This window comes from Streptomyces sp. NBC_00557 (genome assembly GCF_036345995.1).
Lineage (GTDB): Bacteria > Actinomycetota > Actinomycetes > Streptomycetales > Streptomycetaceae > Streptomyces.
In genome coordinates, this window is the sequence record NZ_CP107796.1 from 3115460 (window position 1) to 3128152 (window position 12693).

Here is a 12693-nt window from a genome sequence, read left to right on the forward strand (position 1 = left end):
GGGGAAACCATGACACCGATACCGGACGAGGCGACCGGCGAGCCCGCCCCACGCCGCGGACGCCACCGCAAGCCACGCCCCCGCAAGATCGTCCTCGCCGCCGGCGGTCTCGCCCTCGCGGCCGGGGTGCTCAGCCTGGTGCGGGTCGCACCGGAGTCGGGCGTCGGCGCCCCCGGCACGGCGGAGGCGGAACCCCGCGCCGGCGCCACGGACCACGCGGCGAACACCACCGCCACGCTCTCCGCCGCCCCCACCGCACGCCCGTCCGCGACCTCCGTCATGGGCGGCAGCGGCCCCACGCCACTCGCCACCGGATCGCCGGCCACCACCCCCCGACCGACCGCGCCCACCACAGCCCCCGGGGCCGGCACGGCACCGACCAGCGCGCCCACGAGCCGAACCCCACCGCCCGGGACGACACCGCGGCCCACGGCATCCGCCCCACGCCCGGCCCCCGCACCCACCACGCACCCGGCGCCGACCACCCCCGCACCGAGCCCGAGCACACCGGCCCAGGGCCCCGGCGGCCTGTGCGTCCCGGTCCTGGGCCTGTGCGTGAACGTACTCGGGGGCAGGACCTAGGCCTGCGCGTCGCGACGGGTGAGCAGCCAGGGCTCGACCACGCCCAGCCCACGCACCGGCCGCTGCCACATCGGCTGGAGCGCGAACCGGTACGTCGGCGGCTCCTCGCCCTCCTTCTCGGCGGCCGCCGCGGCCTCGGCCGCCTCCGCCTCCGAGGCGGGCGCCTCGCCGGTGCGGATCAGCTCCTCGGCGAAGGCGCTGTCCACCAGCACGGCGTCCCGGGGCGCTATGGAGGTCAGCCGGGAGGCCAGGTTCACCGTCGTGCCGAACACATCACCCATCCGGGTGGTGACCGTGCCGAAGGCCATGCCGACCCGCAGTTCCGGCATCGTCTCGTCGTTCGCCAGCGTCTCGACGAGCCGCAGCGCGATGTCCGCGGCGGTACCCGCGTCATCGGCGGCGTACAGCACCTCGTCACCGAGGGTCTTGATGAGCCGCCCGCCACGCGCCGCGACCAGGTCGGCGGCCGTGGTCTCGAAGGCCTCGACCAGCTCGCCGAGCTCTTCCTCCTCCATCCGCCGCGTCAACCGGGTGAACCCCACGAGATCGGCGAAGCCGACGGCGAGCCGGCGGTCCACCATCTCGTCGTCGTCGGCCGACTGCACGACCCGCCCGGCCGAGGCGGCGAGCTGCCGCCGCCACACATAGACGAGAAACTCCTCCAGCTCGGGCAGGAGCAGCTCCACGATCGGATACGTCACCTCGGTGCGGGTCATCCCGGGCTCAGGCGGCTCGGTCAGCCCCTCCAGGAAGGAATCCATCTGCCACTCGGCCAACCGGGCGGTGGTCTGCCCCGTGGACCGCGCGACCTGCACCGCCATGGCCTCGCTGAGCAGCCCCGCCTCGACCAGACCGGCGAGCCGGCGCAGGGCGAGCACATCGGCCTCGGTCAGCGCCTTGGCCTGCCCGATGTCCGCGAACCCCATCGCCCGCCAGAACCGCGAGGCCAGCTCCATGGACACACCAGCGCTGCGGGCCGCCTGAAACGGCGTGTAGCGGCGCTCGGCGCCCAGAATGAGCTGCTCGAGGCGCAGGGCCAGCGGGTCCTCGCCGGAGTCGGCGGCGTCCGCGCCCTCGCCGGAGCCCGTGTCGTCGACGGTCACGCCTGCTGCCCTTCCGATCTGCCGCGGTCACGTTCCGACCGGCCTCAACTCTACGGCAGGTGTGCGCCAGCTCACTCCGTCGGGTTCAGCCGGTGGTCCAGGTCCGGGCCGTTGCGCCTGACCGATCCCCGCGCCCTCGGGGCGCGGCAGCCGCCCACGGCGGGAAGGGGACGTGTCGGGGGGTGTCCGCCCGCAGCGGCGGGCGTCAAGCACCGCCCGCCCACCGACCCCGGCAGGCGCCCGACCGAGGACGGCACCCCCCGGCGCGGCCCCGACCCCGAAACGACAGGAGGCGCCACCCGCACCCCCCACCGAAGCCGCACAGGCGCCGCGGGCATCCCTGCCCACACGGCCGCGCCCGACCGCCGCGGCCCCGGCCATACCCCTACGCAGGCCGCAGATGCACGATGTCTCCCGCCCCCACCGGCTCCCGCACCCCGGCCTCCGTCGCGATGACCAGCCGCCCGTCCCCGTCGACCGCCACCGCCTCCCCCACGACCGACCGCTCCCCCGGCAGCTCGGCCCGCACGGTCCGCCCCAACGTCGCGCACCCCGCCGCGTACGTCTCCTGGAGCCCGCTGACCGACGGATCCCCCCCGGCCGACCGCCACCGCCCGTACCAGTCCTCCAGCGACCGCAGCACCGCCCGCAGCAGCGGATCCCGGTCCGTCCCCACCGCCCCGGCCAGCGCCAGCGACCCGGCCTGCGGCACCGGCAGCTCGTCGGCCCGCAGCGTGACGTTGATGCCGACGCCCATGACCACACCGCCCTCCCCGGCCCGCTCGGCGAGGATGCCCCCGGCCTTGCGCTCCTGCCCGCCCACGGTCACCAGCAGGTCGTTGGGCCACTTCAGGGCCGTGTCCACACCCGCGGCCCGCGACAGCCCGGTCGCCACGGCGACCCCGGTGAGCAGCGGCAGCCACCCCCACCGCGCCACCGGTACCTCGGCCGGCCGCAGGAGCACGGAGAAGAACAGACCCGAACGCGGCGGCGCCGTCCACCGCCGGTCCAGCCGCCCCTTCCCCGCCGTCTGCTCCTCGGCCACCAGCACGGCCCCCTCACCGGCCTTCCCGGCGGCGGCCCGGGCGACGAGGTCGGAGTTGGTGGAGCCGGTGCGCTGCACCACGTCCACCTCGGTGTACAGGCCGCCCTCCCGGACCAGCGCACGCCGCAGCGCGGCGGCGTTCAGAGGCGGACGCTCCAGGTCGGACCAACGGCTGTCATCGGATGCATTCTGCGGCGTCATGCAAGTCACCCTAGGTGTGGGAAACGCCGCACTGCCGACCCACCGCCCCAGCACTACTCTACGGATGAGTAACCGTCCCCCCTTTTGAGCAGGCAGGGAGCCGCGATCCCGATGTCCGAGCCGGAAGAGATCGACATCCACACCACCGCGGGCAAGCTCGCGGACCTCCAGCGCCGTATCCAGGAAGCGACGCACGCCGGCTCGGAACGCGCCGTCGAAAAACAGCACGCCAAGGGCAAGCTGACGGCCCGTGAGCGGATCGAACTCCTCCTCGACGAGGGTTCCTTCGTCGAGCTGGACGAGTTCGCCCGGCACCGCTCCACCAACTTCGGCCTGGAGAAGAACCGCCCGTACGGCGACGGCGTGGTCACCGGGTACGGCACGGTGGACGGCCGCCCGGTCGCCGTGTTCTCGCAGGACTTCACCGTCTTCGGCGGCGCCCTCGGCGAGGTCTACGGCCAGAAGATCGTCAAGGTGATGGACTTCGCGCTGAAGACCGGCTGCCCGGTCATCGGCATCAACGACTCCGGCGGCGCCCGCATCCAGGAGGGCGTGGCGTCCCTCGGCGCCTACGGCGAGATCTTCCGCCGCAACACGCACGCCTCCGGCGTGATCCCGCAGATCAGCCTGGTCGTCGGCCCGTGCGCGGGCGGCGCGGTCTACTCCCCCGCCATCACCGACTTCACCGTCATGGTCGACCAGACCAGCCACATGTTCATCACCGGGCCCGACGTCATCAAGACCGTCACCGGCGAGGACGTCGGCTTCGAGGAGCTGGGCGGCGCCCGTACCCACAACACCGCCTCCGGCGTGGCCCACCACATGGCCGGCGACGAGAAGGACGCCATCGAGTACGTCAAGCAGCTGCTGTCGTACCTGCCGTCCAACAACCTCTCCGAGCCCCCGGTCTTCCCGGAGGAGGCGGACCTCGCCGTCACCGACGAGGACCGCGAGCTGGACACCGTCGTCCCGGACAGCGCGAACCAGCCGTACGACATGCACACGGTGATCGAACACGTCCTGGACGACGGCGAGTTCTTCGAGACGCAGGCCCTGTTCGCGCCGAACATCCTCACCGGGTTCGGCCGGGTCGAGGGCCACCCGGTCGGCGTGGTCGCCAACCAGCCGATGCAGTTCGCCGGCTGCCTGGACATCGACGCCTCCGAGAAGGCGGCCCGGTTCGTACGCACGTGCGACGCCTTCAACGTCCCGGTGCTGACCTTCGTCGACGTCCCCGGCTTCCTGCCGGGCGTCGACCAGGAGCACACCGGCATCATCCGCCGCGGCGCCAAGCTGATCTACGCCTACGCGGAGGCCACCGTCCCGCTCATCACGGTCATCACCCGCAAGGCCTTCGGCGGCGCGTACGACGTCATGGGCTCCAAGCACCTGGGCGCCGACCTCAACCTGGCCTGGCCCACCGCCCAGATCGCGGTGATGGGCGCCCAGGGCGCGGTCAACATCCTGCACCGCCGCACCATCGCCGAGGCGGAGGACGTCGAGGGCACCCGGGCCCGGCTGATCCAGGAGTACGAGGACACCCTCCTCAACCCCTACGTCGCGGCCGAGCGTGGCTACGTCGACGCGGTGATCATGCCGTCCGACACCCGCTCCCACATCGTGCGCGGCCTGCGTCAGCTGCGCACCAAGCGGGAATCCCTGCCTCCGAAGAAGCACGGCAACATCCCCCTGTAAGGAGCCGCTGTGACGATCAAAGTCGTACGGGGCAACCCGACCCCGGAGGAGCTGGCCGCCGCCCTGGCGGTGGTCCGCGCCCGCGCCGCGGCGGCAGCGGCCCAGCCGCCCGGCGCGACCGGCCCGCGGGACGCCTGGTCGGACCCGTCGCGGATCGCGGCGGCCCGCCTGCCCCAGCCGGGGCCGGCGTCCTGGACCCGCACGTACTGGCCGAGCTGAGGCGCGCCGCCCGGCCGAGCCAGGCGTGCGGCGAGCCGGCCGGGCGCCATTTGAGTACCCGTACTCAGGCGCCCGCCCGGCGCCACGCCGCACGCTGGACGAATGCTGTGGTCGGACCCGGAGAACGAGCCGCCGGAAGAACTGCGCGAGACGGAGCACATGCTCCGGCGGCTCGGCTTCCTGATGGCCCTGGCGATGGTCCTGGCGATGCTCGTGATCGGCCTGCGCTGACGGCACGGCAGGCGAGGTGAGCCGACCGGCGCTACGCCGCTAACCTGGCCGCATGACCGCTACGCGCCGCAGGCGACTCGTGCTCGCATCGCAGTCCCCCGCCCGGCTGGGCCTCCTCAGGCAGGCCGGCCTCGACCCCGAGGTGATCGTCAGCGGGGTCGACGAGGATGCCGTCACCGCCCCCACTCCGGCGGAGCTGGCGCTCGCCCTGGCCGAGGCGAAGGCCTCGGTCGTGGCGGCCAAGCCCGAGGTGCAGGGCGCCCTGGTGATCGGCTGCGACTCGGTGCTGGAGCTGGACGGACAGGCCCTCGGCAAGCCCGCCGACGCCGAGGAGGCGACCGCCCGCTGGAAGGGGATGCGCGGGCGTGCCGGGACCCTCCAGACGGGTCACTGCATCTGGGACACGCGGGCCAAGCGGTACGTGTCCGCGACCGCCTCCACCGTGGTCCGCTTCGGCGAGCCCAGCGACGAGGAGATCGCCGCGTACGTGGCCTCCGGCGAGCCCCTCTACGTCGCCGGCGCCTTCACCCTGGACGGCCGTTCCGGGCCGTTCATCGAGGGCATCGAGGGCGACCACGGCAACGTGATCGGCATCAGCCTGCCCCTGGTGCGCAGGCTGCTGGCGGAACTGGGCGTCGGCATCACGGAGTTGTGGTCAGCGGCCGAGTGACCTGGGCGGGCACGGAGTCCTGCGGCTCGTCGTCCCCGCCGTCCCCGTCCTGCGGCTCGTCCGCACGGGGCGCGGGTACGGCCGCCGGGGCCGGGGCCGGCTCGGTCTCGGCCTCCGGGTCGCCGCCCGGGTCCGCCGCTCCGCCCGGCGCGGTCTGCTGCGGCCCGGCGTCGCGGTCGTACGTCATCAGCAGCAGGACGACGAGGCCGAGCACCACCACCATGAACAGGAACGCCGTCCAGCCGACCAGGCCCCAGGCGAAGGCGCCCAGCAGGCCGTGCACGACCGCCACGCTGATCAGCAGCACGCGGCCGAAGCCCGCGGGGGCGCGGTCGCGTATCGCCACCAGGGCGGCCACCAGCGCGCACAGCGCGAAGTAGAGGCCGAAGACGATCCCGCCGGCCTTCGAGGACGTCGCCATCACGTGCGAGTCCAGGCCGGCCAGGGACATCTCCTGGCGGTCGACGACCATGCCGAGGAACCAGTTCAGCGCCGCGATGAAGACCGCCTCCCCCAGAAGGACGATCGCCACGACCCATGCCACCGGTCTGCGCACCACCGGTCCCCACCCACTCTCGAGCCAGATACGTGTTACCCCAGGTATGTTCAGGCCATCGCGAACGCTACTAACGGGTAAACCCGGGGACAAGGGTTCGCGCGCCAGCAAAGAATCATTGGGCCATTCGTAGGGACTCGACAAAGAAACAGAGTGGGCCGCAGCACGCTCTCACAGAGACCTTGACCACATGACGGGGCTAGGGTTTCCCGGAGGACCCCTGCGTACGACCGGTGCGACAAGGGTTTTCGCGGGTCGAGCGAGCCTCGCATCACGCTCCGTGTGGGCAAGCTCACCATTGGGGACGGGTCGAAGTGCCGTGTCGGCAGTCCCTAAACTCGGCTTGTTTCAAGGAGGGAGCCTCAATCGTGCGCAAGGTGCTCATCGCCAACCGTGGCGAAATCGCTGTCCGCGTGGCCCGGGCCTGCCGGGACGCCGGGATCGCGAGCGTGGCCGTCTACGCCGACCCGGACCGGGACGCTCTGCATGTCCGCGCCGCGGATGAGGCGTTCGCCCTGGGCGGTGACACCCCGGCCACCAGTTACCTGGTCATCGACAAGATCCTGAACGCGGCGCGCGAGTCCGGCGCGGACGCCGTCCACCCGGGGTACGGCTTCCTGTCGGAGAACGCCGACTTCGCCCAGGCGGTGCTCGACGCCGGCCTGATCTGGATCGGCCCGCCGCCGCAGGCCATCCGCGACCTCGGTGACAAGGTCGCCGCCCGGCACATCGCGCAGCGCGCCGGCGCCCCGCTGGTGGCCGGCACCCCGGACCCCGTCTCCGGCGCCGAGGAGGTCGTGGCCTTCGCCCGGGAGCACGGCCTGCCGATCGCCATCAAGGCCGCCTTCGGCGGCGGCGGCCGCGGCCTGAAGGTCGCCCGCACCCTGGAGGAGGTCCCGGAGCTGTACGAGTCCGCGGTCCGCGAGGCGGTCGCCGCCTTCGGCCGGGGCGAGTGCTTCGTCGAGCGCTACCTGGACCGTCCGCGACACGTGGAGACCCAGTGCCTGGCCGACAAGCACGGCAACGTGGTCGTCGTCTCCACCCGTGACTGCTCGCTGCAGCGCCGCCACCAGAAGCTGGTCGAGGAGGCCCCGGCGCCGTTCCTGTCCCAGGAGCAGGTCGCCGAGCTGTACCGCGCCTCCAAGGCCATCTTGAAGGAGGCCCGCTACGAGGGCGCGGGCACCTGCGAGTTCCTGGTCGGCCAGGACGGCACGATCTCCTTCCTGGAGGTCAACACCCGCCTGCAGGTGGAGCACCCGGTGACCGAGGAGGTCTCCGGCATCGACCTGGTCCGCGAGATGTTCCGCATCGCCGACGGCGAGGAGCTCGGCTACGACGACCCGCCGCTGCGCGGCCACTCCTTCGAGTTCCGCATCAACGGCGAGGACCCGGGCCGCAACTTCCTCCCGGCGCCCGGCACGGTGACGCGGTTCGACGCGCCCTCGGGCCCCGGCGTCCGCCTGGACGCGGGTGTGGAGGCCGGCAGTGTGATCGGCCCGGCCTGGGACTCCCTCCTGGCCAAGCTGATCGTGACCGGCCGCACCCGCGAGGAGGCCCTTCAGCGGGCCGCGCGCGCCCTGGACGAGTTCCAGGTCGAGGGCATGGCCACCGCGATCCCCTTCCACCGCGCGGTGGTCAAGGACCCGGCGTTCGCCCCCGAACTGACCGGCTCGCAGGCTCCGTTCACGGTCCACACCCGCTGGATCGAGACCGAGTTCGTCAACGAGATCAAGCCCTTCACCGCCCCGGCCGACGCCGAGGCGGAGGAGGACACCAGCCGCGAGACCGTCGTCGTCGAGGTCGGCGGCAAGCGCCTGGAGGTCTCCCTGCCGGCCTCCCTGGGCATGTCCCTGGCCCGCACCGGCCTCGCCGCCGGCGCCAAGCCCAAGCGCCGCGCGGCCAAGAAGTCCGGCCCGGTCGCCTCCGGCGACACCCTCGCCTCCCCCATGCAGGGCACGATCGTCAAGGTCGCGGTCGAGGAGGGCCAGGAGGTCAAGGAAGGCGACCTGATCGTCGTCCTGGAAGCCATGAAGATGGAACAGCCGCTGAACGCGCACAAGGCCGGCACCATCAAGGGCCTGAACGCCGAGATCGGCGCCTCCGTCACCTCCGGCGCCGCGATCTGCGAGATCAAGGACTGACGCCACGCTTCACCGTGACGCCCGGTGGACCGGCCTCGGTCGGTCTGCCGGGCGTCCGGCTTTCAGCGCAGCGGGCGTGCTGGATCAGGCACTCGGCACCTAGTAGGCCCTGTCGTCACACTCCCTCCCCCAGCCTTCGGCCGGGGGGACCCCCAGAGCACGCACCTACGGCATGCACCAGCTGCTCCGCAGCGGGCGCGAGGCCCGCCCTCCGGGCGGACGGCGGGAGTCTGACGACAGGACCTAGCGCCGCCGCAGATCGGCAACCCGGCCCCGCTCGGCCCCGGTGGGCTCCCCGAACCCCGCGCCCGAGCGAAGCGTGACCCCCCTCCTCGGCCCCGGCAGCGGAGCTCGTCGCGCCGGGGCCTGCTCACCCCCCGCAGAGTTCCCCGTCCCGGCCACGGCGATCTGCACCCCTTGGTCGGCGAGCGCCTGCAGTTCGGTGGCGGCGCGGTCGTCGTGGCCGGGCGGCTCGTCGGTGACCAGGCGGGTGATGAGGTCGGTCGGCACGGTCTGGAACATCGTGTCGGTGCCGAGCTTGGTGTGGTCGGCGAGGACCACGACCTCCGCGGCGGCCTGGACGAGGGCCCGGTCGACGGACGCCGAGAGCATGTTGGACGTGGAGAGCCCGCGCTCGGCGGTCAGCCCGCTCCCGGACAGGAAGGCCTTCGACACCCGCAGCCCCTGCAGGGACTGCTCGGCGCCGGAGCCGACCAGGGCGTAGTTGGAGCCGCGCAGGGTGCCGCCGGTCATCACGACCTCCACCCGGTTGGCATGGGCCAACGCCTGGGCGACGAGGAGGGAGTTGGTGACGACCGTGAGGCCGGGCACCCGCGCGAGCCGGCGGGCCAGCTCCTGCGTGGTGGTACCCGCGCCGACCACGATGGCCTCGCCCTCTTCGACGAGGCCCGCCGCGAGGTCGGCGATGGCCGTCTTCTCGGCGGTCGCGAGATGCGACTTCTGCGGAAAGCCCGACTCCCGCGTGAACCCACCGGGCAGTACCGCACCGCCGTGCCGGCGGTCGAGGAGTCCTTCTGCCTCCAGTGCCCGCACGTCCCGCCGTACGGTCACTTCGGAGGTCTGGACGACGCGGGCGAGTTCACGGAGCGACACGGCACCGTTCGCTCGCACCATTTCGAGGATCAGTTGGCGACGTTCAGCAGCGAACACGAAACTGACAGTAACCCCAGCGACCGTCTGGTTTCAGCAGTTTGCGCCGAATAACAGAAGTTGTTCGCATGGCAGGTCGGGAAGTGGTATAGGACCTATCCTCCCCGACTATGCCGAACGCACACGCGGCGACTCCCCGTGACCGGCGGGATGCCGGATCCGGCCGTCAGGCCTCCGCGCCGGTCTTGCGGGTGTGCAGCTGCCGGGCCACCTCCGCGATCGACCCCGAAAGGGAGGGGTACACCGTGAACGCGTTCGCGATCTGTTCGACCGTCAGATTGTTGTCGACGGCGATCGAGATGGGGTGGATCAGTTCCGAGGCGCGCGGCGCGACGACCACGCCGCCGACGACGATGCCCGTGCCCGGCCGGCAGAAGATCTTCACGAAGCCGTCCCGGATGCCCTGCATCTTCGCGCGCGGGTTGCGCAGCAGAGGCAGCTTGACGACCCTCGCGTCGATCTTGCCCGCGTCCACGTCGGCCTGCGTGTAGCCGACCGTCGCGATCTCGGGGTCGGTGAAGACGTTGGAGGAGACCGTCTTGAGGTTCAGCGGGGCCACCGCGTCGCCGAGGAAGTGGTACATGGCGATGCGTCCCTGCATGGCGGCGACGGACGCGAGCGCGAAGACTCCGGTCACGTCACCGGCCGCGTACACGCCGGGAGCGGTCGTACGGGACACCTTGTCGGTCCAGATGTGCCCGGAGTCGCGCACCTTGACCCCGGCCTCCTCCAGGCCGAGCCCCGCGCTGTTCGGGATGGCGCCGACGGCCATCAGGCAGTGCGTGCCGCCGATGACCCGGCCGTCGGCCAGCGTCACCTCCACCCGGTCGCCGACCCGCTTGGCGGAGGCGGCGCGGGAGCGGGCCATGACGTTCATGCCGCGGCGCCGGAAGACGTCCTCCAGCACGGCGGCGGCGTCCGGGTCCTCACCGGGCAGCACGCGGTCCCGGGACGACACGAGCGTGACCTTGGAGCCGAGGGCCTGATAGGCGCCGGCGAACTCGGCGCCGGTGACGCCGGACCCGACCACGATCAGCTCTTCCGGCAGCTCGGTGAGGTCGTAGACCTGCGTCCAGTTCAGGATGCGCTCGCCGTCGGGCTTGGCGTCGGGCAGCTCGCGCGGGTGACCACCGGTGGCGATGAGGACGGCGTCGGCGGTGAGGGTCTCCTCGGTGCCGTCGGCGGCGGTGACGACGACCTTCCGGGACCCGTCGAGGGCCTGCATGCCCTCCAGCCGGCCGCGCCCGCGCATGACCCGGGCGCCGGCGCGGGTGACGGAGGCGGTGATGTCGTGCGACTGGGCGAGCGCGAGCCGCTTCACCCGCCGGTTGACCTTCCCGAGGTCCACACCGACCACCCGGGCCGCCTGCTCCAGCGGCGGGGTGTCGTCGGCGACGATGATCCCCAGCTCCTCGTACGAGGAGTCGAAGGTCGTCATGACCTCGGCCGTAGCGATAAGGGTCTTCGACGGCACGCAGTCGGTCAGCACCGACGCTCCGCCCAGACCGTCGCAGTCGACGACGGTCACCTCCGCACCGAGCTGGGCGGCCACCAGGGCCGCTTCGTATCCGCCGGGTCCGCCACCGATGATCACGATCCGAGTCACGTACTCCATTGTCCCGCACCCTTCAAGGTGCTACTGCCCGGGGGCGCACACGAGTGTCGTACGGGGCGCGAGTGACGGGGACTTTCCCTGCCGTACCCTCTCTCCATGTCGCTCTATGCCGCGTACGCCGGCAATCTCGACGCGCGCCTGATGTCCCAGCGCGCCCCGCACTCGCCGCTGCGCGCCACGGGCTGGCTGAACGGCTGGCGGCTGACGTTCGGCGGCGAGCAGCTGGGCTGGGAGGGCGCGCTGGCGACGATCGTCGAGGACCCGCTCGCGCAGGTCTTCGTCGGCCTGTACGACATCGCACCCCTGGACGAGGAGTCCCTCGACCGGTGGGAGGGCGTGGGCCTCGACCTCTACCGGCGGGTGCGCGTGCGCGTGCACACCCTCGACGGCGAGGAGACGGCCTGGACCTACGTCCTCAACGCCTACGAGGGCGGCCTGCCGTCGGCCCGCTACCTCGGCGAGATCGCCGACGCGGCGGAATCGGCCGGGGCGCCGCACGACTACGTGATGGAGCTGCGCAAGCGGCCCTGCTGAGCGCGCGGGGCGGTTCGTCGGAACCAACAAGGAAACGGATGCAATCCCGTGACGTCTGTCATCTACGCGCGTAGGCGAAGAGCGGCTACCCTCGTGCACGTGAACGCATCTCTTCTTCCGGACGACATCCAGGGCGACCCCTACGCCGCCGCCGACGCCGCCGCCGCGCGCCTGCGCGCCCTCACCGGCGCCGAGACCCACGACGTCGCCCTCGTGATGGGCTCCGGCTGGGCGCCGGCCGTCGACGCCCTGGGCGCCCCCGACGCCGAGTTCCAGGTCACCGAGCTGCCCGGCTTCCCGCCGCCGGCCGTGGAGGGGCACGGCGGCAAGGTCCGCTCGTACTCCTTCGGTGACAAGCGCGCACTGGTCTTCCTGGGCCGCACGCACTACTACGAGGGCCGCGGCGTGGCCGCCGTCGCCCACGGCGTGCGCACCGCCGTGGCCGCCGGCTGCAAGACCGTGGTCCTCACCAACGGCTGCGGCGGCCTGCGCGAGGGCATGCGCCCCGGCCAGCCGGTGCTGATCAGCGACCACATCAACCTGACGGCCACCTCCCCGATCGTCGGTGCGAACTTCGTCGACCTGACCGATCTGTACTCCCCGCGCCTGCGCGCCCTGTGCAAGGAGATCGACCCCACCCTGGAGGAGGGCGTCTACGCGCAGTTCCCCGGCCCGCACTACGAGACCCCGGCCGAGATCCGCATGGCCCGTGTCATCGGCGCGGACCTGGTCGGCATGTCGACGGTCCTCGAGGCCATCGCCGCGCGCGAGGCGGGCGCCGAGGTCCTCGGCATCTCCCTGGTCACCAACCTGGCCGCGGGCATGACCGGCGAGCCCCTGAACCACGAGGAGGTCCTCCAGGCGGGCCGCGACTCGGCGGCGCGGATGGGCGAGCTGCTGGGCCAGGTGCTGGGGAAGCTGTAGGAAGCGG

At 72.4% G+C, this 12693-nt stretch carries 13 protein-coding genes; 8 read left to right on the forward strand and 5 right to left on the reverse strand.

The genetic code is table 11. The features are described 5' to 3' along the window. The first annotated feature begins 9 nt into the window (after window positions 1-9). Entirely contained in the window at window positions 10-582 is a 573-nt protein-coding gene (locus tag OG956_RS13050) for a hypothetical protein (RefSeq protein WP_330338142.1), read from the forward strand. On the opposite strand, the gene OG956_RS13055 is transcribed toward OG956_RS13050, so the two are convergent. Together OG956_RS13055 and OG956_RS13060 are read right to left on the reverse strand one after the other, a co-directional pair. Further along, window positions 579-1685 (reverse strand): adenylate/guanylate cyclase domain-containing protein, encoded by a 1107-nt coding sequence (locus OG956_RS13055; protein WP_330338143.1) that lies wholly within the window; start codon window positions 1683-1685, stop codon window positions 579-581. The genes OG956_RS13050 and OG956_RS13055 overlap by 4 nt on opposite strands. 385 nt (window positions 1686-2070) lie before the next feature. Then, complete coding sequence (locus OG956_RS13060) at window positions 2071-2931, reverse strand: biotin--[acetyl-CoA-carboxylase] ligase (protein ID WP_330338144.1); 861 nt, start codon at window positions 2929-2931, stop codon at window positions 2071-2073. Between the two features lie 111 nt (window positions 2932-3042). Here OG956_RS13060 and OG956_RS13065 point away from each other — a divergent pair, with 111 nt between their 5' ends. The 4 genes from OG956_RS13065 (at window position 3043) to OG956_RS13080 (ending at window position 5746) form a co-directional block, all read left to right on the forward strand. Next, entirely contained in the window at window positions 3043-4626 is a 1584-nt protein-coding gene (locus tag OG956_RS13065; protein WP_330338145.1) for an acyl-CoA carboxylase subunit beta, read from the forward strand. A 9-nt stretch (window positions 4627-4635) separates the two neighbouring features. Next, entirely contained in the window at window positions 4636-4845 is a 210-nt protein-coding gene (locus OG956_RS13070; RefSeq protein WP_330338146.1) for an acyl-CoA carboxylase epsilon subunit, read from the forward strand. A gap of 102 nt (window positions 4846-4947) precedes the next feature. After that, entirely contained in the window at window positions 4948-5076 is a 129-nt protein-coding gene (gene mmpB, locus OG956_RS13075) for a morphogenic membrane protein MmpB (RefSeq protein ID WP_330338147.1), read from the forward strand. 52 nt (window positions 5077-5128) lie between these two features. Further along, window positions 5129-5746: a Maf family protein gene (locus OG956_RS13080; protein WP_330338148.1), complete on the forward strand. Its 618-nt coding sequence runs from the start codon at window positions 5129-5131 to the stop codon at window positions 5744-5746. Here OG956_RS13080 and OG956_RS13085 read toward each other — a convergent pair. Then, window positions 5718-6278: a hypothetical protein gene (locus OG956_RS13085; protein ID WP_443065556.1), complete on the reverse strand. Its 561-nt coding sequence runs from the start codon at window positions 6276-6278 to the stop codon at window positions 5718-5720. The genes OG956_RS13080 and OG956_RS13085 overlap by 29 nt on opposite strands. 392 nt (window positions 6279-6670) lie before the next feature. On the opposite strand from OG956_RS13085, the gene OG956_RS13090 reads away from it, so the two are divergent. Further along, the gene (locus tag OG956_RS13090) at window positions 6671-8443 is read left to right on the forward strand and encodes an acetyl/propionyl/methylcrotonyl-CoA carboxylase subunit alpha (RefSeq protein ID WP_330338150.1); all 1773 of its coding nucleotides are present in this window, start codon (window positions 6671-6673) and stop codon (window positions 8441-8443) included. 243 nt (window positions 8444-8686) lie between these two features. On the opposite strand, the gene OG956_RS13095 is transcribed toward OG956_RS13090, so the two are convergent. Beyond that, window positions 8687-9613: a DeoR/GlpR family DNA-binding transcription regulator gene (locus OG956_RS13095; RefSeq protein ID WP_330338151.1), complete on the reverse strand. Its 927-nt coding sequence runs from the start codon at window positions 9611-9613 to the stop codon at window positions 8687-8689. 166 nt (window positions 9614-9779) lie between these two features. Further along, window positions 9780-11228: an NAD(P)H-quinone dehydrogenase gene (locus OG956_RS13100; protein ID WP_330338152.1), complete on the reverse strand. Its 1449-nt coding sequence runs from the start codon at window positions 11226-11228 to the stop codon at window positions 9780-9782. A gap of 96 nt (window positions 11229-11324) precedes the next feature. Between OG956_RS13100 and OG956_RS13105 the strand changes: the two genes are divergently transcribed. Together OG956_RS13105 and OG956_RS13110 are read left to right on the forward strand one after the other, a co-directional pair. Then, window positions 11325-11762 (forward strand): gamma-glutamylcyclotransferase, encoded by a 438-nt coding sequence (locus tag OG956_RS13105; RefSeq protein ID WP_330338153.1) that lies wholly within the window; start codon window positions 11325-11327, stop codon window positions 11760-11762. A gap of 99 nt (window positions 11763-11861) precedes the next feature. Then, window positions 11862-12686 (forward strand): purine-nucleoside phosphorylase, encoded by an 825-nt coding sequence (locus OG956_RS13110; RefSeq protein WP_330338154.1) that lies wholly within the window; start codon window positions 11862-11864, stop codon window positions 12684-12686. The last annotated feature ends 7 nt before the right edge of the window (window positions 12687-12693 follow it).

Excerpts from the sequence above, each read along its gene's own strand:
- OG956_RS13050 (WP_330338142.1), top strand. The coding sequence starts at position 10 with ATGACACCGATACCGGACGAGGCGACCGGCGAGCCCGCCCCACGCCGC.
- OG956_RS13060 (WP_330338144.1), bottom strand. The coding sequence starts at position 2,931 with ATGACGCCGCAGAATGCATCCGATGACAGCCGTTGGTCCGACCTGGAG.
- OG956_RS13065 (WP_330338145.1), top strand. The coding sequence starts at position 3,043 with ATGTCCGAGCCGGAAGAGATCGACATCCACACCACCGCGGGCAAGCTC.
- mmpB (WP_330338147.1), top strand. The coding sequence starts at position 4,948 with ATGCTGTGGTCGGACCCGGAGAACGAGCCGCCGGAAGAACTGCGCGAG.
- OG956_RS13080 (WP_330338148.1), top strand. The coding sequence starts at position 5,129 with ATGACCGCTACGCGCCGCAGGCGACTCGTGCTCGCATCGCAGTCCCCC.
- OG956_RS13100 (WP_330338152.1), bottom strand. The coding sequence starts at position 11,228 with ATGGAGTACGTGACTCGGATCGTGATCATCGGTGGCGGACCCGGCGGA.
- OG956_RS13105 (WP_330338153.1), top strand. The coding sequence starts at position 11,325 with ATGTCGCTCTATGCCGCGTACGCCGGCAATCTCGACGCGCGCCTGATG.